General features: G+C 54.6%; 21 protein-coding genes. 10 read left to right on the forward strand and 11 right to left on the reverse strand.

Annotated elements, in window-relative coordinates; genetic code table 11:
* The first annotated feature begins 148 nt into the window (after nt 1–148).
* Together FIV46_RS06940 and ggt are read left to right on the forward strand one after the other, a co-directional pair.
* Nucleotides 149–1678 carry a S10 family peptidase gene (locus FIV46_RS06940; protein ID WP_139939802.1) on the forward strand — a complete coding sequence of 510 codons (1530 nt, stop codon included), beginning with the start codon at nt 149–151 and terminating at the stop codon, nt 1676–1678.
* Nucleotides 1679–1692: 14 nt separating this feature from the next.
* Nucleotides 1693–3441, forward strand: coding sequence for a gamma-glutamyltransferase (ggt, locus tag FIV46_RS06945; protein WP_379955288.1), 1749 nt, complete (start codon nt 1693–1695; stop codon nt 3439–3441).
* A 95-nt stretch (nt 3442–3536) separates the two neighbouring features.
* On the opposite strand, the gene FIV46_RS06950 is transcribed toward ggt, so the two are convergent.
* The 3 genes from FIV46_RS06950 to FIV46_RS06960 all read right to left on the reverse strand — a co-directional run bounded on the left by FIV46_RS06950 (nt 3537) and on the right by FIV46_RS06960 (nt 5832).
* Nucleotides 3537–3914: an energy transducer TonB gene (locus FIV46_RS06950; RefSeq protein WP_139939806.1), complete on the reverse strand. Its 378-nt coding sequence runs from the start codon at nt 3912–3914 to the stop codon at nt 3537–3539.
* Nucleotides 3915–4469: 555 nt separating this feature from the next.
* A complete protein-coding gene (locus FIV46_RS06955; RefSeq protein WP_181163091.1) occupies nt 4470–5252 on the reverse strand; it encodes a helix-turn-helix transcriptional regulator in 783 nt (260 codons plus the stop codon).
* Nucleotides 5245–5832 carry a YqgE/AlgH family protein gene (locus FIV46_RS06960; protein WP_219845948.1) on the reverse strand — a complete coding sequence of 196 codons (588 nt, stop codon included), beginning with the start codon at nt 5830–5832 and terminating at the stop codon, nt 5245–5247. The genes FIV46_RS06955 and FIV46_RS06960 overlap by 8 nt, the downstream gene beginning before the upstream one ends.
* Nucleotides 5833–5983: 151 nt before the next feature.
* Here FIV46_RS06960 and FIV46_RS06965 point away from each other — a divergent pair, with 151 nt between their 5' ends.
* From FIV46_RS06965 to FIV46_RS06990, 6 genes are all read left to right on the forward strand, one after another.
* Complete coding sequence (locus tag FIV46_RS06965; RefSeq protein WP_139939810.1) at nt 5984–6829, forward strand: protein-disulfide reductase DsbD domain-containing protein; 846 nt, start codon at nt 5984–5986, stop codon at nt 6827–6829.
* Nucleotides 6830–6856: 27 nt separating this feature from the next.
* The gene (locus FIV46_RS06970; protein WP_139939812.1) at nt 6857–8284 is read left to right on the forward strand and encodes a sodium/proline symporter; all 1428 of its coding nucleotides are present in this window, start codon (nt 6857–6859) and stop codon (nt 8282–8284) included.
* On the forward strand, nt 8281–8763 hold the full coding sequence (locus tag FIV46_RS06975) for a peroxiredoxin (protein ID WP_139939814.1): 483 nt from the start codon (nt 8281–8283) through the stop codon (nt 8761–8763). The genes FIV46_RS06970 and FIV46_RS06975 overlap by 4 nt, the downstream gene beginning before the upstream one ends.
* A 153-nt stretch (nt 8764–8916) precedes the next feature.
* Nucleotides 8917–9873: an SPFH domain-containing protein gene (locus tag FIV46_RS06980; protein ID WP_139939816.1), complete on the forward strand. Its 957-nt coding sequence runs from the start codon at nt 8917–8919 to the stop codon at nt 9871–9873.
* A gap of 16 nt (nt 9874–9889) precedes the next feature.
* Nucleotides 9890–10342, forward strand: coding sequence for an NfeD family protein (locus FIV46_RS06985; protein WP_181163092.1), 453 nt, complete (start codon nt 9890–9892; stop codon nt 10340–10342).
* A complete protein-coding gene (locus FIV46_RS06990) occupies nt 10339–10821 on the forward strand; it encodes a GNAT family N-acetyltransferase (RefSeq protein ID WP_139939820.1) in 483 nt (160 codons plus the stop codon). Before FIV46_RS06985 ends, FIV46_RS06990 begins: the two co-directional genes overlap by 4 nt.
* Before the next feature lie 2 nt (nt 10822–10823).
* On the opposite strand, the gene FIV46_RS06995 is transcribed toward FIV46_RS06990, so the two are convergent.
* From FIV46_RS06995 to FIV46_RS07015, 5 genes are all read right to left on the reverse strand, one after another.
* Nucleotides 10824–11366, reverse strand: coding sequence for a PAS domain-containing protein (locus FIV46_RS06995; protein WP_181163093.1), 543 nt, complete (start codon nt 11364–11366; stop codon nt 10824–10826).
* A gap of 126 nt (nt 11367–11492) precedes the next feature.
* Nucleotides 11493–12032 (reverse strand): PAS domain-containing protein, encoded by a 540-nt coding sequence (locus FIV46_RS07000; protein WP_139939823.1) that lies wholly within the window; start codon nt 12030–12032, stop codon nt 11493–11495.
* Nucleotides 12033–12160: 128 nt separating this feature from the next.
* Nucleotides 12161–12712: a PAS domain-containing protein gene (locus tag FIV46_RS07005; protein WP_139939825.1), complete on the reverse strand. Its 552-nt coding sequence runs from the start codon at nt 12710–12712 to the stop codon at nt 12161–12163.
* A 161-nt stretch (nt 12713–12873) separates the two neighbouring features.
* On the reverse strand, nt 12874–13296 hold the full coding sequence (locus FIV46_RS07010; RefSeq protein ID WP_139939827.1) for a DUF3775 domain-containing protein: 423 nt from the start codon (nt 13294–13296) through the stop codon (nt 12874–12876).
* A gap of 84 nt (nt 13297–13380) precedes the next feature.
* Nucleotides 13381–14016, reverse strand: a complete 636-nt coding sequence (locus FIV46_RS07015; protein ID WP_139939829.1) for a glutathione S-transferase — start codon at nt 14014–14016, stop codon at nt 13381–13383.
* Nucleotides 14017–14147: 131 nt separating this feature from the next.
* Between FIV46_RS07015 and FIV46_RS07020 the strand changes: the two genes are divergently transcribed.
* Complete coding sequence (locus FIV46_RS07020) at nt 14148–14486, forward strand: DUF4870 domain-containing protein (protein ID WP_219845950.1); 339 nt, start codon at nt 14148–14150, stop codon at nt 14484–14486.
* A 48-nt stretch (nt 14487–14534) separates the two neighbouring features.
* Here FIV46_RS07020 and FIV46_RS07025 read toward each other — a convergent pair whose 3' ends face one another.
* Entirely contained in the window at nt 14535–14930 is a 396-nt protein-coding gene (locus FIV46_RS07025; protein ID WP_181163094.1) for a GNAT family N-acetyltransferase, read from the reverse strand.
* 458 nt (nt 14931–15388) lie between these two features.
* Between FIV46_RS07025 and FIV46_RS07030 the strand changes: the two genes are divergently transcribed.
* Nucleotides 15389–16315, forward strand: a complete 927-nt coding sequence (locus tag FIV46_RS07030) for a hypothetical protein (RefSeq protein WP_139939833.1) — start codon at nt 15389–15391, stop codon at nt 16313–16315.
* Here FIV46_RS07030 and thiE read toward each other — a convergent pair.
* Both thiE and FIV46_RS07040 read right to left on the reverse strand, forming a co-directional pair.
* The gene (thiE, locus tag FIV46_RS07035) at nt 16303–16929 is read right to left on the reverse strand and encodes a thiamine phosphate synthase (protein WP_139939835.1); all 627 of its coding nucleotides are present in this window, start codon (nt 16927–16929) and stop codon (nt 16303–16305) included. The two genes, FIV46_RS07030 and thiE, sit on opposite strands and share 13 nt — an antisense overlap.
* Before the next feature lie 157 nt (nt 16930–17086).
* Nucleotides 17087–18157 (reverse strand): hypothetical protein, encoded by a 1071-nt coding sequence (locus FIV46_RS07040; RefSeq protein ID WP_139939837.1) that lies wholly within the window; start codon nt 18155–18157, stop codon nt 17087–17089.
* Nucleotides 18158–18321: the final 164 nt, after the last annotated feature.

Below are 18321 nucleotides of genomic sequence, written 5' to 3' on the forward strand. Positions count from 1 at the left end.
TTAGTTTTCGCATAACCAATATAGGAACTTCCTAACCCCATATAGGAAAGAGTTTTGGTTTTTACAGTAAAAAAACGCTTCCGGTTGCGTGGGAGCCTATTTTTTGTCAGACTTTGATTCAAATAAATAGAACCCAAGGGGATATAGCATGAAAGCATTTCTGAAGATGATGCTGGCGGCAGCACTGTTCTGTGTGCCGGTAACCAGTGTAATGGCCGGTGACGAAGCGGCCGACACGGCCAAGGAAGCACCGGGCGAGATACCCGAAGCCCGCCAGTTCAAAACCTCCCACAGCGGAACATTCAACGGCAAGAAAATCAAATATACCGCCATTGCCGGCGATACTCATATCAAGAATGAAAAGGGTGAAGTCACGGCCAGCATCTTTTCCATTGCCTATACCAAGGATGATGTAAAGGATCCGTCGAGCCGTCCGGTGACCTTCTTTTTCAACGGCGGACCGGGCTCGGCGTCACTGTGGCTGCACATGGGCGTGTTCGGCCCCAAGCGGATCGATGTGCCGTCCGATGCCACTGATGCCGGCGCCGCTCCCTACAAGGTAGAAGACAATGCGCTGAGTCTGCTGGATGTCACTGACCTGGTGTTCATCGATCCGGTCGGCACCGGCTATTCCAAAGCCGTTGGCAAGGGCGACGGCAAGGATTTCTGGGGCATTAATGAAGACGCCAAGTCGGTGGGCGATTTCATCCGTAAATATGTTTCCGATAACAAGCGCTGGAACAGCCCCAAATATGTGGGTGGGGAAAGTTATGGCACCACCCGTTCGGCGGCTTTGGTGAAGGAGTTGCAGGAAGGCTACAACAGCATGGCGCTGAACGGCATTATCCTGGTGTCCAGCATTCTTGACTTCCAGACCGTGGACGGTCACAGCGCTGACAACCCGGAACCCAATATCTTTTTCCTGCCCACCTTTGCCGCGACCGCCTGGTATCACGGCAAGGTGGACAAGACCGGCCGGACCTTTGAGGGCTTCGTGGAAGAGGCCCGCCAGTTTGCACTTAACGACTATATGCTGGCGATCTTCAAGGGCAACCGGCTGAGCGAGGCGGAAAAAGACGCGGTTCTCGACAAGCTCAGCCTTTATACCGGTCTGAAAAAATCCTATCTGAAAAAGACCCGCCTGTGGGTCAATGAATTCCGCTTCATGGCGGAATTGCTCAGGGATGAAGGCAAGGTGGTTGGTCGCCTGGACAGCCGTTATGTGGGTGAGGAACAGGATGACGCCGGGGAAACCTTTAGCGCCGATCCGACCGGATATGCGATCAGCGCGCCCTATACCGCCGCCGTCAATGACTATATGGCCCGGGACCTGCAGGTAGAGATCGATGAGCGCTATCAGGTGTTGAGCGGGCAGCCCGGCAGAAGCTGGAACTGGAAAACCAGTGACGGCTGGACCGGCGGCTATCCGACCTTGGGACCGATCGTGGCCAGGGGAATGCGCCAGAACAAGGACCTCCGCGTTTATGTGGCCAATGGTTACTACGACCTGGCGACCCCCTTCTTCGCCACCGAACAGACCTTCAGCCAGTACGGCATGGACAGTTCCCGGGTGACCATGGAGTATTTCGATGCCGGCCATATGATGTATGTCCACAAGCCGTCACTGGAAAAACTTGCCAATACCGTGCGCCAGTTCATTGCCGATGGAGGCAAATAATGAAACTCAAGGGTATGGTTCTGTCGGTCCTGGTGGCGCTTGGTGCGTCCCAGGCCCAGGCGGGGGAAGAGTGGCCGATGACCAATAAAGGCGATCGCAATGTGGGGGCGCAGTTTGCAACCCGCTCCCAGGTCATAGCCCGGCATGGCATGGCGGCGACCAGTATCCCGCTGGTGACCCAAGTGGCGCTTGATGTGCTGAAAAAGGGTGGTAATGCGGTGGATGCAGCGATTGCCGCCAATGCCGCCATCGGCCTGATGGAGCCCACTGGCAACGGAATCGGCGGTGATTTGTTTGCCATTATCTGGGATCCGAAGACGAAAAAGCTCTATGGCCTGAATGCGGCCGGGCGCTCGCCTATGGGACTGAGTTATGACCAGATGGTTGCGGAGCTGAAAAAGCGTGGCCGTGACAGCATTCCGCCGTTCGGGGCGCTGCCGGTATCGGTGCCCGGCACGGTGGACGGCTGGTTCATGATGCATGAAAAATTCGGCACAATGGAGATGACCGACATCCTGGCCCCGGCCATCAGCTATGCCCGGGAAGGCTTTCCGGTAACCCAGTTGATCGCCTATTATATGTCCGTTGCGCCGAAGCGCTATCTGGACCCGGATAGCGGGGTGGAGGAAACGGAGAATTATCAAAAGACTTACCTCCCGGGCGGCAGGCCGCCGGTGGAAGGTCAGATCTTCCGCAACCCCGACCTGGCCAACACCCTGGAAAAGATCGCCAAGGGCGGTCGCGATGTTTTCTACAAGGGCGAGATCGCCGAGGTGATCGATTCCTATATGAAGCGAATCGGCGGCTATTTGCGCAAGGAGGACCTGGCGACTCACCACGGGCGCTGGATCGAGCCGGTCAGCATCAACTACCGCGGCTATGATGTCTTCGAACTGCCACCCCAGGGGCAGGGAATTGCCGCCCTGCAGCAGCTCAATATCCTGGAAGGATACGACCTGAAGTCACTGGGGCATAATTCGGCGGATTACCTGCATCTGCACGTGGAGGCCAAGAAGCTGGCCTTTGAGGATCGGGCCCGATTCTATGCCGATCCCGACTTTTACAAGGTGCCGATCGAAAAGCTCCTGTCCAAGGACTATGCCGCCGGGCAGCGCAAGCTGATCAGCATGGATAAGGCCGTTAAAGAGGTGGCGTATCCTGACCCCGATGTGCTGCAGGAGGGGGATACTATTTACCTGACCGTGGCCGACAAGGACGGCATGATGGTGTCGCTGATTCAGAGCAACTATCGCGGTATGGGCAGCGGGCTGGTGCCGGACGGGCTGGGCTTCATGTTTCAGGACCGGGGCGAACTGTTCACCCTCAAGAAAGGGCATCCCAATGTCTATGCCCCGGGTAAAAGGCCGTTCCATACCATTATTCCCGCTTTCATCATGAAGGACGGCAAACCCTTTATGAGCTTTGGCCTGATGGGGGGCGGCATGCAGCCCCAGGGCCACGCCCAGATTGTCACCAACATCATCGATTTCGGCATGAATGTTCAGGAAGCCGGCGATGCCGCCCGTTATCGGCATGACGGCTCGAGCCAGCCGACCGGAGAAATCATGCGAGATGGCGGCGTGTTGCATGTGGAAAGCGGTATAACGCCGGAGGTGGTTGAGCAACTCAGGAAAAAGGGCCACACGGTTGTGGTCGGCAAGGGGGGATATGGAGGGTATCAGGCCATTATGCTGGACGAGGCGCAGGGCGTCTACAAAGGCGCCAGTGAAATGCGCAAGGATGGCCAGGCTGCCGGTTACTGATCCTTTCGAAAAAAGGCTCTGGTCAAAAGAAAAGAGCTGCCCGGCGGGGGCAGCTCTTTTTACGCATACAGGCTATTTAACGCAATAGCGGGAGATTAGTTGATCGCCCAGGTCAGGGGCAGAACAAAGCTCAGGTTGTTGTCGCTCAGTTCGGCCGGCGGTGTCGGCAGCGGGTTGATGCGAGCCACCAGGGCTTCAACTTCCTGGTCGAAAACTTCGTGACCGGAAGATTCGATCAGTTCGTGCGAAGTGATGGCGCCAGAGCGGTCGATGCTGATTTTCACTTTGGCTTTGCCTTCCAGCTCGTCAGCCATGGCAGCGCGGGGATAAACCTGTTTTTTGGCTACCAGTTTCACGATAGAAGTCTGCCAGGATTTGATGTCGCCGGCGCTTGCAGTCTGTGCGAATGAGAGGGGAAGTGAAAGTGCAGAAACCAGAGCGGCAACTTTCAGAACGGTCTTAACGTTGATCATAATATAATTACCCTAGTAATAATTAACTCAATGCTGTTTCAGGTTTACGATAGTCCGGTTCCAGGGGCAGCCCTGCGCCCCGACCGGGGTATCGGCAAATCGTAGAAACTGTTTAATCTGTAACTAGTTAATAGAGATTTAATGGATAAAATTTTAACTAATTATTCTGGAGGAAGGGCGAATGAAATTCTGTGAAAAGGTTAATGAAGGTGAGATTATTTGTATGTGTTACTTACTGTTATCGGCGATTTTTTAAGTTCATTTCGCCGGAAACGCCCTGTGAAAAAAAATGCCGGGACAAGCCCGGCATAGTCAAAAATATAGGGAGGTTTCATGCCTAGGAGACAATGAAACTGGATATAACCCCAAAGGGGAGAAGAGGTTATATCCGACTGAAATAAAAAGGGAGGATTTCAGTCTTTAGACGCATACAACATCTGGAGGGGTATATAGGGAGACTCATTTCAATTGAGAACCACCTAATATCACAGGTCAGGTATGCATTTCATGCATACCTAGTGAGGTAGGGTTGAAATATCTTTCTGCCTTAGGGCGTTAGAGGATAATTTCCCGCAGTCTGATGGCAATACTGACTGCATGGGCGCGGTTAAACGCCCCCAGTTTTCTCTTGGCATTTTCAAGGTGCCGGTGAGCCGTGTTGTGGCTGATGGACAGGATGTCGGCAATCTGATGATCTGTTTTGCCGTAAGCTGACCAGGTGATGCAATCCTGTTCCCGGGGCGTGAGGATAAATTTCTGGCGATGCGGTTCACTGTTATTGTTGACGATTCTGTCCGCCCTGTCATGAAGGTGGAGCCCCAGAAGGTGCAACATGTTGATCCGGCGCTGGTCGGAAAATTCGCGGTCGCCGACAATCGTCACGACGGCGGGCAGGGTTCCCGGTTTGTGAATCGGAATCGTCAGGAAATGCTTCAGTCCGGCTTCGGCGGCTTCCTCAAACAGCCGGACCTGCTGGGGGGTATATTTGTCCTGTTTGATTTCATCGTCCCAGATCAACGGCATGTGTGTTTTCAGGCATTCGGTCAGGACCGGGTCGATTTTGAAATAACACTGGGCGATATATCTCTCAACCCAGTGCCCGGGATAGTGCAGGATCTGGACGGCATTTGACGGTGGTCGTTCAAAATTGGTTATGGAAAAACAATTGAACCACGGGCAGTCCAACTCTGCCAGGGCCACGATAAAATTATCCTTTAATAATGTAAGGCTGGAAGCCGATTGTGACGCCTTTACAAATTTTTCAACTACAGTTGCGGCGGCAGGGGAGGCGCCGGGCCGGTTGCCGGAACCGTTTCTGCGACTGTCAGGATCAGGCATGTCCGCTATCCATGGAAAGCAGGGACACATCAACCCCCAGTTTCGCCATCGCCCGTGGCCATTTCAGTTCGATGTCTGTGCGGAAGACAAGTTCTTCATCCGCCTCGATGTTAAGCCAGCTGTTTTGCTGAAGCTCTTCCTCCAACTGCCCCGCGCCCCAGCCGCTGTATCCCAGGGCAATGATATAATCCTGGGGACCTTCTCCTGCGGCAATGGCGCTCAGGATGTCGACGGTGGCCGTGAGAGCGATGGTTTCCGAGACAATCAAAGTGGAGTCCTGTACATAATCCGCAGAGTGCAGGATAAAACCGCGGCCGATTTCAACCGGCCCGCCGGCGTGAAGCATGATCCGCTCGAACTCGGGAATGTCGCTGCCGAAGATCTCGCTGCCCACGTCTATATCGAGCTGATCCAGCAACGAGAGAAAATCAATGTTTGTGGTTCTCTTGTTGATGATCAGGCCCATGGCTCCCTCTTCACTATGGGAACAGACATAAATTACACAATGATCAAACCTGGGATCAGTCATGCCGGGCATGGCCAGTAGCAACTGGCCTTCCAGATAGCCTTGTTTCTTCACGTCAATAACCTTTTGATCAGTATATTTCGCGCCCTAGAGTCAGAATGGGATATATTTTACAACAGCCCGGCGGGGGAAACCAGAGCCGAACCACAATTATTTCACGAATAAGTTACTTTAACCAGACGCAGGAAAGGACTACATAAACAGCATGACAAGATTGATCGCTGTTGTCCTGAGTATTGTTGTTGTAACTCTGGCAGGTGCTGTGACTGCCGGGGCGGCAGAGGATTCTTCCGACTGGGTTGCAAACCAGTACACAAGTTCACGGCTGTTTGTCGGCAGCTATGATGCCGGCCGGCAGGTCATACATATGGGCTGGCACGTCAAGCTCCGGGACGGCTGGAAAACCTATTGGCGTACGCCGGGCGAGGCCGGCATGCCGCCGGCATGGCAGTGGAACAACGTGGGGCCGTTAAAAGAGATCAAAGTCCTGTGGCCGGCGCCGGAACGGATAACCGCCTTTGGTTATGAGTCCAACATTTATCATGACGAAATAATCCTGCCCATCGATGTATTTCTCACTGGCGGTGGCGGACCGGTGAAATTATCTCTTGCCGTGAATTACATGATCTGCAAGGACGTCTGTATCCCGCTGGAGGCAAGTTACAGCCTGGACATCCGCGATCCCTCGACGCTGGACGTACCCCCTTATACGGCGGCAATGCTGCAGAAATACCGGGCTCTTGTTCCCCTTGATGCCGATCCGGAGTTTCTGGTTGTTCGCAACACTGGTGAAGGTTCTCTGGAGGTAAGCCTGCAAAATCCCCGGAAAAGTTCCGGGAAAAACCCTTATCGGGATTTGTTCATTGAAGGACCGGATGGCTACTATTTTTCAAGCCCGATTCGGGAGACGAACGGGAACGGCATCCTGTTCACGATTCCCTATACCCGCGACCGCATGCAAGACAGTCTTGATGGCCGGGAAATTACCCTGACATTGGTTCCCCACTCTGGTCAGGCCCTGGAGGTTCGTGCTAGGGTAGCCGGCAAATAACGGCAAAAAAAACTGTAAGGGGATGAAATGTCCAGAGAGACAACGATTCTGGTCACACTTGTGGTCTATAAGCTGGTCCTGATCCTGATCGGTTTCTGGGCAAAGGGACGAACCCACGACAACGCGGATTTTTTTATCGGCAACCGCAGCCTCGGCCCCCTGGTGGCCTCCATCAGTTATGCGGCAAGTTCCGCCTCCGCCTGGTCGATTCTCAGCCTGAGCGCCGCAGCCTTTACCTTCGGTATCTCCACCCTGTGGATGCTGTTCGGCCTGTTGCTTGGGCATGGCACGTCCTGGCTGTGGGTGGCGCCCCGGCTGCAGAAGATCGCCCACGATCGCGAACTGGTGACGCTGACTGATTTCCTGGCCCTGGACGGCGGGGACGGGACACGCCGGAATATTCGCCTGTTTGCAGCCGCGATTGTCACCTTCTGTTTCGTCTTTTACGTGGCGACCCAGTTTATGGGGGCGGGCAAGGCGTTTGCCAGCAGTTTCGATGTGTCGATGTCCTCCAGCATTGTCATCGGCGGCGGCATTGTCCTGATCTATACCCTGCTCGGCGGTTTCTGGGCGGTTGCGCTGACGGATACCCTGCAGGGCCTGTTGATGCTTCTGGCGGCGATCCTGCTGCCTGCTGCAGCCCTGTATGAGGTTGGCGGCCCGGTCGGGCTGTGGGACGGATTGCAGGCCATATCCACGCCGGAGCAGTTGTCCATGAGTGGCCAGAATGCCGGCCTCACCGCCATCGGTTTTATCATCGGCACCATGGCCATGGGCGTCGGCGCCTTCGGCCAGCCGCACCTCCTGACCCGCTTCATGTCCCTGAGAGACGAAAAGTCCGTCAAGACCGCCCAGAAATACGCCATTTTCTGGTTTATTGTTGTGTTGGGCAACATGGTGCTCCTGGGATTGTGCGGCCGGGTGCTGGTTGCCGAACCGCTTGCCGACCCGGAAAAACTTTTTTTCGTGCTGTCCGACAACCTGCTGCCGACGTTCCTGGGGGCCATACTTCTGGCGGCGATCCTGAGTGCGATCATGTCGACCGCCGACAGCCAGTTGCTGGTCAGCGCCTCCGCCGTCGCCCATGACATCATGGGGGAGCCGAACAAGGGCGAAAGTCACCTCTGGGTGTCGCGGCTGGTGATCACCATTTTATGCGTATCGTCAGTTCTGGTCGCCATCTATCTGCCGTCTGATATTTTCTCCCGCGTGATCTTCGCCTGGACGGCGCTTGGTGCGGCGTTCGGCCCGGTAGTGGTCTTGCGGCTGGCGGGTGTCAGGCTTGAGCCGCGCAGCATCCTGCCGGCCATGGTACTGGGTACCGGGGCCACCATATATTTTTACCTGCAACCGGATTCTGTCGGTGATATACTTGAAAGGCTTGTACCATTTCTTATGTCTTTCATACTTCTTGTCATATTCAGGGTAAAAAATCCAGAAAGGGAAAAATCATGACAATTTCAGCCGGCGATACAATGCCCGAAGGTACTCTTGTAGAAATGACCGCGGATGGGCCGACGCCCCGCACCACTGCCGACTTGTTCGGCGGACGCAAGGTGGTGCTGTTTTCAGTGCCGGGCGCCTTCACCCCGACCTGTTCCGCCAAGCACCTGCCGGGTTTTGTCCAGCATGCTGGCGAACTGAAAGCCAAGGGCGTGGACGAAATCGTCTGCATGGCGGTCAATGACGCCTTTGTCATGGGCGCTTGGGGCAAGGACCAGGGCGCGGACGGCAAAGTGACGATGCTGGCGGACGGCAATGCGGACTATACCAAGGCGCTTGGCCTGGAAATGGACGGCACCGGGTTCGGCATGGGTATTCGCGGCAAGCGCTTTGCCATGATTATCGATGACGGGGTCGTTAAGGAACTGAATATCGAGGGGCCGGGGGAATTCCGGGTCTCCAGCGCGGAACATGTACTGACTCAGCTGTAAGCCTGACGGTAACTTCTGTTTTCAGCGGCGGCTTCCTCGGGAAGCCGCCGTTTTTTGTGGCTGGATTCACTTTTGGACAATCCTGTATCCTGCCGGGGTTTTATGGGCTATCTTGAAGTCAGTAATATTACCAACAGAAAAGGGGATTCTGATATGTTGGGTTTCAGCACCTTTGGCATTGCGCTGATTGTCATTGCGGTTTTTCTCATATTTTCCGGCGTAAAAACCGTTCCTCAAGGCTATGAATGGACGGTGCAGCGTTTCGGCCGCTATACCAAGACCCTTGTACCGGGATTGCATCTGATCATTCCCATCGTCGACCGGATCGGCTCCAGGGTCAGCATGCAGGAACAGGTGCTGGATGTACCTTCCCAGGAAGTGATTACCAAGGACAATGCCATGGTCCGCGCCGATGGCGTGGTTTTTTTCCAGGTTCTGGATGCGGCCAAGGCCACGTATGAAGTCCATGACATGGTTCTGGCCATCCTGAATCTGACCATGACCAACCTGAGGACGGTTATGGGGTCCCTCGACCTGGACGAGCTTCTGTCCCAGCGTGACCAGATCAACACCAGGCTGCTGACGGTGGTGGATGAGGCGACGACACCCTGGGGGATCAAGATCACCCGTATCGAAATCAAGGATATCGAGCCGCCGCGTGACATCATTGATGCCATGGCCCGCCAGATGAAAGCAGAACGCGAAAAACGCGCCAATATTCTGGAGGCGGAAGGCGTCCGTCAATCTGAAATCCTCAGGGCCGAAGGGGAAAAACAGTCTGCCATCCTGGAAGCAGAAGGCCGCCGGGAGGCTGCATTCCGCGACGCCGAAGCCCGCGAACGTGAGGCCGAGGCGGAAGCCAAGGCGACCCAAATGGTGTCCGATGCCATCGCCAAGGGCGACCCGCAGGCGATCAATTACTTCGTCGCCCAGAAATATGTGGAAACTCTCAGCGACTTTGCCCGCTCCCCCAACGAGAAGCTGGTCTTCATGCCGCTTGAAGCTTCCGGCGTGATCGGCGCCCTGGGCGGGATGACGGAAATGCTGAGCGGGCTCAAGGACGGACCGAAACCTGCGGGCGGGCGCGGTCGCGTGCCCAATGCGGGCTAGTCGGGGAGAGAGTGTCATGTTCGAGGATTTCGTCTTTAATCACTGGCTCTGGTTTGTGGCGGCTCTGGCGCTGATCGGCTTCGAAGTCGCCATGCCGGGGGTGGTCTTTATGTGGCTGGCCATTGCCAGCGCTATCGTCGGGTTCGTCGTACTTGCCATGCCGGATATGAGCTGGGAAATGCAGTTTGTGGTTTTCTCCGTCCTGTCGGTTGTCAGCGTTTTTGTCGGCCGCAGCTACCTGAAGAAGCATCCGCTGGAGACGCAGGATGCGACCCTGAACCGGCGGGGTGCGCAATATGTCGGCCACAACTATACCCTGGTGTCCGACATGGAAAATGGCGAGGGCAAGATCAAGATCGGTGACACCCTGTGGAAGGTGCGCGGCGAATTTGCCGGCAAATCCGGCCAGGTGGTGCATGTCACCGGAACGGACGGGGTTATTCTCATGGTCTCGGAACAGCCGTCATGACCGGCGCTGTTCTGCGTCCCGGAACGCCCGGGGATATTCCGACGCTGCTCGGATTTATCCGCGAACTTGCCGACTATGAGGGGGAGTTGCACAAGGTGGAGGCCACGGAAGAAGGGCTTCGTCACCACCTGTTCGGCCCGGAGCCGAAATCAAAGACCCTTATCGTGGAACTGGAAGGAAAACCGGTTGGCTCTGTTTTCTATTTTTACTTTTTCGCCACCTATCGGGGACGGCCGGGTATCTATCTGGAAGACATTTATTTGCAGCCTGGCGTGCGCGGGCGGGGAATCGGCAAGCAGATTTTCAGGCATCTGGCCCGGGAGGTGAAGGACTCCGGCGGATATTTCCTGCGCTGGTGGGTCGAAAATAAAAATACAAGCGGGATCGGGTTTTATGAAGCCCTGGGATCCCGGCGCGAAAAACAGCACACCATCTATCATCTGGAAGATGAAAGTCTGGAACGTTTGCTGGAGGAGTGAATTCAGTCTCTTGGCGTGAAGATTTTTACTGACAGGAACCTGTCGACGGGGCCGTCTGCCTCGGTGGCAAAGGGGAGGGAGAGGATTTCATAGTTGATATAGTCCCGATGGTCCTTCCAGCCGAGGTTGCGGATAAAATAGATTGGCCGTTTATGACGCGCCATTATATCCAGTTGTTCCCCGAGCTTTGTATTGCTGAAGTAAGAGTGCAATTTGCTGACACTGGTCATTGATGTCGGCAATCCCATGATTTCTGCGCTTCTCTCACCTTCGACCCTGAGCAGGTAATCGGGTTCTTCCGCTGTGCCCTCGTTGCTGAAAACGCTGATTGTCGGCAGCATGTCGGGAAATTCCATGGGATTGAAGGTCTTCCAGAGAGGTACATCGTCGCCTCTTTTATGCGCTTCCCAAAAGTCCAGTATCTCGCGCAGCCGAGCGTTCCGAATCCGGGAAGGGTCCATGAGAGGAGCTTCTTCAAGGAGGAAGTGTGACTCCTTGTTGCTGTTTTGACTGCTGGCGTTGTGTTTCTCGGTACTCGTTACCATGCGGCGCATTTCTTGCAATTTTATCTATGTACTGAATCAAATTCTAATTAGTTGGCTCCGTCTTGCAAGTCCTTTGTGTGTCCGGGCCTGAGCAGGCGCCCGCTGCGGTTAAATAAAGGGCGTTCATTACAGGGTGCCGGAATGGAAGATTTTGAAGGAGACCATTCTGTCAACGATATTACCGCCTGCGTTTGAAAATGGCAAAGCCAGGATTTCATATTCTATGTAATTTCGTCCGTTGTTCCAGCCGAGGTTGCGGATAATATAGATGGGTTTTTTGTTCCGGATTAAGGCGTTCAGGTGTTTATGAAGCCAGGTGTTTTTCGCATAACTTTCGATCTCCGACACTTTGGTCATGGACGTCGGGGTATTGAAGAGTTCGGCACTTACATCGCCCTCCAGCCTGAGTAAGAAATCGGGCTTCTCGGGAGAGCCTTCGTTGCTGAAAACGCTGATGGTGGGCAGCAGGTCCGGGAACGCCATGGGGTTGAAGCTGCTCCAGGCCGGCACTTCTCCTTCCGCCCGGGCGGCTTCCCAGATGTCCAGTATTTCCCTGAGACGGGGGGACCGAACGCGGGAATAGTCCAGCAGCGGATTTTCCACGGCAACGACGAAGTTGGTGGTTTCTTCCTCTCTGGAGGGAAAAACAAGTTTGCTATGGTCCACAGTACATCACCCCGAAAGGTATCTCTATCTTCGACAGTGTATCGTAGTCGTTTCAGGCGAACAAGTTTGGTGGTTCGGAAGCCACATTCCTGTGGCGGAGGCTTCTTTCCGGCAACCGGAAAGTTATTTCAGGAATTCAGCGAGCTGAACTTGTTTCGGAACACCTTGGCGCAAAGGACTTTATTGGCAATCCCGTTGTTGTTTTTGTCAAACGGCAGGCTGAGGATTTCATACTCAATATAGTTCCTGCCTTTGTTCCAGCCCAGGTTTCGCACAATATAACTGGGTTCTCCCTGACGGATCGCCGTCGCCAGGTGATTGACCAGATAATCTTTCTGCTTGTGGGTCTGGATTTCCGAAACTTTGGTCATTGTGGTCGGGACATTGAAAAACTTCGCACTCAATTCCCCTTCCAGCCGCAGCAGGAAATCCGGTTGTTCGAGTGTCCCTTCGTTGCTGTAGACGCTGATGGCCGGCAACAGGTCGGTAAAGCCCATGGGATCGAAGGTCGACCACGCGGGAACACGGTTCACGCCGAGGTTATCCTGCCAGAAATGAAATATTTCACGAAGACGTTTTGACCGGATCCGCGTCAGGTCGGTCAGGGGAACATCCTCCAGGATTGTATGAGTCTGGTTTTCCGAATCTGTTGGAGGAAAAATTAGACTGTCGTTACTCATTAAGCGCTATAAACCGTTGCGTTGGGTTCAAACTTATAGTTATCCACATTAATTCCAAGACGAAATTAAAGTTAGCCTAATATAACGTGAAATTCACAACAAATGGTTAATAATCTATGAAACCTGCGGTCCCGACGGTCATGACGCCATTCTGACAGGCTTTATTCTTCCTCGAGCAGGTCTTCCATCTGGGCCAGCCCCTCTTCCAGATGATCAGGCAGCAGGGGGGTGCGCATCATATAGTCTGCCGTATGGTCATTGGATGCTTCGGCGGCTGCCTCCACAGCCAGATCCCATTCGTCCTTGCCATAAGTGCCGCGGCCGACCCACATCAGAGCGACGAGTTCGTTGCGTTCTTCTTCATTCATGCGCTCGACGGCAGCAACAAAGGCCTGGTAGGTGCTGTCCTGGGCATGGTCTTCCATTTTGCCCTCATCAGCAATCTGGGCAATGTCATCACTGGTCAGGAATTCGCTGTCATGGGATTCAGCCAGTTCCTCTTCGATTATTTCCGGGGCCTGTTGCTGAACCTCGCGGGCCAGAGAAATAATATAATTCACGGTATCGATATTCAGTGCGGTCATACCCTGCCCTCCTGCAAAAACAATATCACTTTCCTGAGAGTGCGCCAAGACCTGTTCGCTATCATTGATTCAGGTCAGGACGGATCAGTCAGGAAAAAATATGGGCGGCTGGTCCGGCTGCCATTGTGAATATTTTTTCATGACCCTGTGGAACAGAGGACTTTCCAGGTGATATTTCAGCCAATTATTCAGCGCCTCATAGGGGCTTTGATCAAACCAGTCCTTGTCGACGAAGGCAAACTGGCGGATGAAAGGAAAGATGGCAATGTCGACGGCGGCCGGTTTGTCGCCAAGCAGGAAGTCATGCTGGCGGAGCCGATGATCCAATTTCGCCAGGAATTGCTCTCCCCGCGCCCGGTAGGCAGTCCGGGGTTCCTCCGGATGACGGCTGGCATATTTATATTTGTCCAGCGCCTGCTTGAAAGGCCCGTCATTGTCCCGGACCAGCTCTTCCGTCCTGTCCATGTCCTGCTGCCAATTTGCGGGATCATTCTGCGACAATGCCCATTTCAGGATATCGAAGCTTTCTTCCAGGATGCGGCCGTCGCGCAGCTGCAGCACCGGCACGGTGCCCTTGGGCGAAAGGTCCAGCAGCTGTTGCGGCTTATCACGCAGGACAACTTCCCGCAGCTCGCAGCGAACACCGGTATAAGCCAGTGCCAGCCGGGCGCGCATGGCGTAGGGGCAGCGCCGGAAACTATAGAGGACGGGATATTTCATGCCCCAGATGTAGCCAATGACGCCATCAGGATCAAGTGGTGGAAGGAAAGTTAACTTTTTGTTAACCCTACTGGAAAGGCTGGCGAAAAACAGGTAAGCTTTTCAAGGTTACTTTGATGAAGGGGATGGAAATGAATGAGAAAACGAGTACCGGTATCGAGGAAAATGTTGCGGGTCTTTTATGTTATTTGCTGGGCTGGATCAGCGGACTGATTTTCTTTCTGATCGAAAAGGAAAACCAGACGGTCAGATTTCACGCCATGCAGTCCATCGTTACGTTCGGTGGCCTGAACATCATCTATATCCTGTTGATGGTTTCCGTGATCGGAATACCTTTGATGCCGATTGTGGGGTTGATTGGGCTTGCAGCCTGGATCATTCTGATGATCAAGGCCTTTCAGGGAGAAAAATTTAAATTTCCCATTACCGGCAATCTTGCAGAAAAATGGGTAAAAGACGTAAAACTCTGAGGATGTAGGTCACATCCGGGAAGGGAGAGAGGCCGGCCAGCCTCTTTTTCATTTTCGGCGTCCCAGCGGCGGCCGCGTCATCCAGTAATGGGGAATATTGGCGTCGAGGAATTCTTCCCCAAAGGCTTCAAAACCGAGCTTTCCATAAAAGCCGATGACCTGTGTCTGGGCGGCCAACAGGATTTCCCTGATCCCTTCACGCACGGAGATATCTTCGATGATCCGCTCCATTAGTTTTTCCCCGAGATGCAGGCCGCGAAATTCTTTCAGGACGGCCACCCGTTCCACCTTGCCCTTATGTTGGTCGGGAAAGCGGACCCGGGCCGTGGCGGCCGGGTTTCCATTGACGGTCAGAAGATACTGATCAGCCTGGTCGTCGAGGCCGTCCATTTCCTCTTCTTCCGAAACGTCTTGTTCTTCGATAAAGACCTTGCGCCGGATCATGAAGCAATCTTCAAGGCTGGCTCCCGCAGGGAGTTTGGATATCTGTATTGTAAGGGCTTGTTCTGTCATGTTCCGCATGCTGCCATAGCCGGGCCCGGTTTGAAACAGAAAAAGGCCGCAGCCAGGGGGGAAGCTGCGGCCAGGAGTTTTACAACATAACTCTAGGGAGGAATAAAATGTTGCGTCCCCTTTATAGGGGGCGGCACATGAACCGCTCCTGAATAAGGTTGTTCATATTGTGTTCATCCACCGACTGGCAGATTGGCGAGCCCGGCTGGACTGTAAGACAAGACATATAAGGTTTTAGCTATTTTTAAGGGATCGGATATCATTGTCAGGTACAATTTCTGCAGAACTGGCGGGAGAGAAACTTCCCCCATTACGGGAAATAGGCAGAAGGTCGAGGTTTTCCCGCTGGAGCAGAAGTGGCGAAATACCGGATATTTTATGGGATTAAAATGTCGCTGGTCGGCGCGTTTTTTACACTTTCGGGTGTGGGGACGGCGCTTGCTGCAGATTTGAAAGGCAGCATAAGTCTTGCACCAGAGGAGGTGCTGATCAGCGGAGACAAGCCCTATTCGGGACAATTCGATCTCAGGGAACAGTGGGGAGATAACCCGCAACTGACCCTGACCCGTCTGGTTGTGACATTTCATTTCCGGGATAACGACCAATGGCAGATGAAGGAACGCAGGGGCCGTCCTGAAAAAGACGGACGGCCCCTCCGGACCGTGGTCAAAAGCCTGGTTGGCAGCGAAGCGCCGGCCCTGGAGCAGCGCTATAGTCGCGAAGTCTACAACATATATTCCAACCCCATCGAGGTTGCCCGGCTGCAGATCGGTACCGACCGGTTTTTTGCCGCCACCAGCCGGCGCCGCCTGGAAGAACGCCACGATCATGGTGAAAGCCGCAGTTTTCTGGGCCTGAAGCCTGACCCTGAAACCGGCAACAAAGTGGCGGCCTATTCTGTGACCAGACGGACCCTGGTAGAGCAATGGGACGGCTATGCCGACCAGTTTTCTATCCGCAACAAGATACTGAGCCTTGATGCCCTGCTGGATCTGGCCGAGGACGGTGTGTTGCCCTTCACGCTTGACGGCGACGGGGACTATCTGCTCGTGGGCGCGACCCTGGACTATGAAGGCTACGCCTATCCGGGGTTTAACATTGCCGCAGAAGAGGAAGAAGAAGTTGCCCTGCATGTTCCCTTGGGGCTTCTCGGACTGATCGGTGGCGGTGGCCTGTTTCTGGTCCGGCGCAAGACGGAACAGCGGAAGCGGCACCGTCGGGAAACGGCCCGGCAAAAATATGGTGAACGTCGCCTGGCAGAACACCTGGCGGAACAGGAACAGAGGGAGCTCGAGACCGCCGGTCAGACCTCCTGAATGATTTGGTTGAACTGGCGGACGGCCTCGCGCGGACCGTCCGGGTGGTTCCATACCCCGCCGGACACGGCGATGAAATCAGCCCCGGCTTCGATCAGTTCCCGGCAATTTTCCACCGTAATGCCGCCGATAGCGACGCAGGGCACTTCAAACAGTTCAGTCCACCAACTCAGGATTTCCCTGTCTGCCTGGTGGCTGACGTCCTTGGTGTTGGTGGGGAAAAAGGCGCCGAAGGCCACATAGTCGGCGCCGGCCTCCCCGGCCTCCATGGCAAGATGGCGGCTGTTGTGGCAGGTCACGCCGACGATGGCGTCGGGGCCGACAATTTCGCGAGCGGCCGCATAGGGCGTATCCCCCTGTCCGACATGAACGCCGTCTGCTTTCAGGCGACGGACCAGTTTGGGATTGTCGTTGATCAGGAAGGCCACATCATATTTATGGCAGATAGGCATCAGCACCCTGGCGGCCCGCTCGATATCCACATCGGGGATGCCTTTCAGGCGCAACTGGAAACTTGCCACATCCCCGCCTTCCAGCGCCTCAGTCAGCTGGGCGGCAAAAGCCTCCGTATCGATGCGGGGCGGAGAGATCAGATAAAGCCGTGTGTCTGCCATGGAGTCCTTCCTGTGTCTTTGCCTATAGATATCGCAAAGCGGGGGCCGGTCAAATAAAAAGCTGTTCCGGGGAGGATAAAAAAATCCCGTAGCAGCCGGGGACTGCTACGGGGGAGAGTTGATCAAAAGTTATAAATAACTTTCGAGAGGTGTTCGTTTAGCGCCGGAACGGCCAGAAATTGAAATAATCGCAAAAGGCCACAATCAGCGGGAAGGTGATGGCCAGAAGCGCATCGGCGATCCACAGGTCGAGGGCATAGGTCGGTGGCCCGGCCGGCATGTCGCCGCTCAGCAGCGGTGCCGCGGCCATATAGACCTGTTTGCAGACAATGGTCAGGATGACCGCACCCCCCAGCGACAGGAAGCCCCGGGATGGTTGCGCCACATCGGCAAACAGGCTGCTTTCCAGCAGCACGTTGATCACAAAGACCGCAAAAATGAAACTGATCGGCACGGTCACCATATAGACCACCTGGTCCATGCCCAGGATATAGGTGCAAAAGCATTTTACCGCTGCAGCAATGATCAGCACATAGAGGCTGCCGAGCAGGCCGTGCAGCAGGGGATTGCCGGATTTGTTCAGCGCGGTGACCGGCCAGAAGTCGAACAGGGTGCACATCATGATGGCGGCGACGGTGGTGACCGCGAAGGTCAGCACATCCCAGGCCATAAAGGCGCCGCCGGGATCCTGTTCGGCGATATAAACCGGTGCGCCGGCCAGGAAAGAGAAATTGAACAGGCTGACAAACAGCACCCAGGCAACAACATAGGCGGTCACCAGGCCGACAATGCCCGCGACCATGGGGTTTTTGAAAATCAGGGTAAAGGGATAGAGCCGCCACAGGGCCATCACCCAGAAGGTGCAGACCACGCTGAAGATAATAAACATGATCAGCGGCGGTGTCGGCGGCGTATGTCCTTTGCCAATGACGGCAACGGCCAGGGCAGCGACGATGGCGCCCGCCACCAGGGTCATCAGGAGGAAGACAAGGCCTTTCACCGGCTGGGTCAGGCCGGCGGCAAATTTGGGCAGGTCCGTGTGCCAGGCCAGTGCCATCAGCATCTGTGTCGGCACGCAGCACATGAACAGGAAGGCGATCCAGGTGGCGAAGATATTGCCACTCAGTTTGATGACGGCGAAGGAAAGGATCAGAAGGAATAACGTGGCAACTATGCCGAGTGCGGGCTGTCGCAGACCGCCTGCCCCGGTCGAGACCTCTGTGGACATGTAACTCTCCCTTTTATATTTTTTCAGCACATGCAGATGTTTTTTATAATTAGTCTAATTATACCCTAAACTATTTGAAAATCAACAGAATTAGAGGCGGTCCGGAAATCGTGCAATCCTTTGCAAAATCATATACTTAGAGCGACAGGCGAAGAGGGGGGCGA

It is taken from the genome of Emcibacter nanhaiensis (assembly GCF_006385175.1).
Classification (GTDB): domain Bacteria; phylum Pseudomonadota; class Alphaproteobacteria; order Sphingomonadales; family Emcibacteraceae; genus Emcibacter; species Emcibacter nanhaiensis.

Excerpts from the sequence above, each read along its gene's own strand:
- FIV46_RS06940 (WP_139939802.1), top strand. The coding sequence starts at position 149 with ATGAAAGCATTTCTGAAGATGATGCTGGCGGCAGCACTGTTCTGTGTG.
- ggt (WP_379955288.1), top strand. The coding sequence starts at position 1,693 with ATGGTTCTGTCGGTCCTGGTGGCGCTTGGTGCGTCCCAGGCCCAGGCG.
- FIV46_RS06950 (WP_139939806.1), bottom strand. The coding sequence starts at position 3,914 with ATGATCAACGTTAAGACCGTTCTGAAAGTTGCCGCTCTGGTTTCTGCA.
- FIV46_RS06955 (WP_181163091.1), bottom strand. The coding sequence starts at position 5,252 with ATGCCTGATCCTGACAGTCGCAGAAACGGTTCCGGCAACCGGCCCGGC.
- FIV46_RS06965 (WP_139939810.1), top strand. The coding sequence starts at position 5,984 with ATGACAAGATTGATCGCTGTTGTCCTGAGTATTGTTGTTGTAACTCTG.
- FIV46_RS06970 (WP_139939812.1), top strand. The coding sequence starts at position 6,857 with ATGTCCAGAGAGACAACGATTCTGGTCACACTTGTGGTCTATAAGCTG.
- FIV46_RS06975 (WP_139939814.1), top strand. The coding sequence starts at position 8,281 with ATGACAATTTCAGCCGGCGATACAATGCCCGAAGGTACTCTTGTAGAA.
- FIV46_RS06980 (WP_139939816.1), top strand. The coding sequence starts at position 8,917 with ATGTTGGGTTTCAGCACCTTTGGCATTGCGCTGATTGTCATTGCGGTT.
- FIV46_RS06985 (WP_181163092.1), top strand. The coding sequence starts at position 9,890 with ATGTTCGAGGATTTCGTCTTTAATCACTGGCTCTGGTTTGTGGCGGCT.
- FIV46_RS06990 (WP_139939820.1), top strand. The coding sequence starts at position 10,339 with ATGACCGGCGCTGTTCTGCGTCCCGGAACGCCCGGGGATATTCCGACG.
- FIV46_RS06995 (WP_181163093.1), bottom strand. The coding sequence starts at position 11,366 with ATGGTAACGAGTACCGAGAAACACAACGCCAGCAGTCAAAACAGCAAC.
- FIV46_RS07005 (WP_139939825.1), bottom strand. The coding sequence starts at position 12,712 with ATGAGTAACGACAGTCTAATTTTTCCTCCAACAGATTCGGAAAACCAG.
- FIV46_RS07010 (WP_139939827.1), bottom strand. The coding sequence starts at position 13,296 with ATGACCGCACTGAATATCGATACCGTGAATTATATTATTTCTCTGGCC.
- FIV46_RS07015 (WP_139939829.1), bottom strand. The coding sequence starts at position 14,016 with ATGAAATATCCCGTCCTCTATAGTTTCCGGCGCTGCCCCTACGCCATG.
- FIV46_RS07020 (WP_219845950.1), top strand. The coding sequence starts at position 14,148 with ATGAATGAGAAAACGAGTACCGGTATCGAGGAAAATGTTGCGGGTCTT.
- FIV46_RS07025 (WP_181163094.1), bottom strand. The coding sequence starts at position 14,930 with ATGATCCGGCGCAAGGTCTTTATCGAAGAACAAGACGTTTCGGAAGAA.
- FIV46_RS07030 (WP_139939833.1), top strand. The coding sequence starts at position 15,389 with ATGTCGCTGGTCGGCGCGTTTTTTACACTTTCGGGTGTGGGGACGGCG.
- thiE (WP_139939835.1), bottom strand. The coding sequence starts at position 16,929 with ATGGCAGACACACGGCTTTATCTGATCTCTCCGCCCCGCATCGATACG.
- FIV46_RS07040 (WP_139939837.1), bottom strand. The coding sequence starts at position 18,157 with ATGTCCACAGAGGTCTCGACCGGGGCAGGCGGTCTGCGACAGCCCGCA.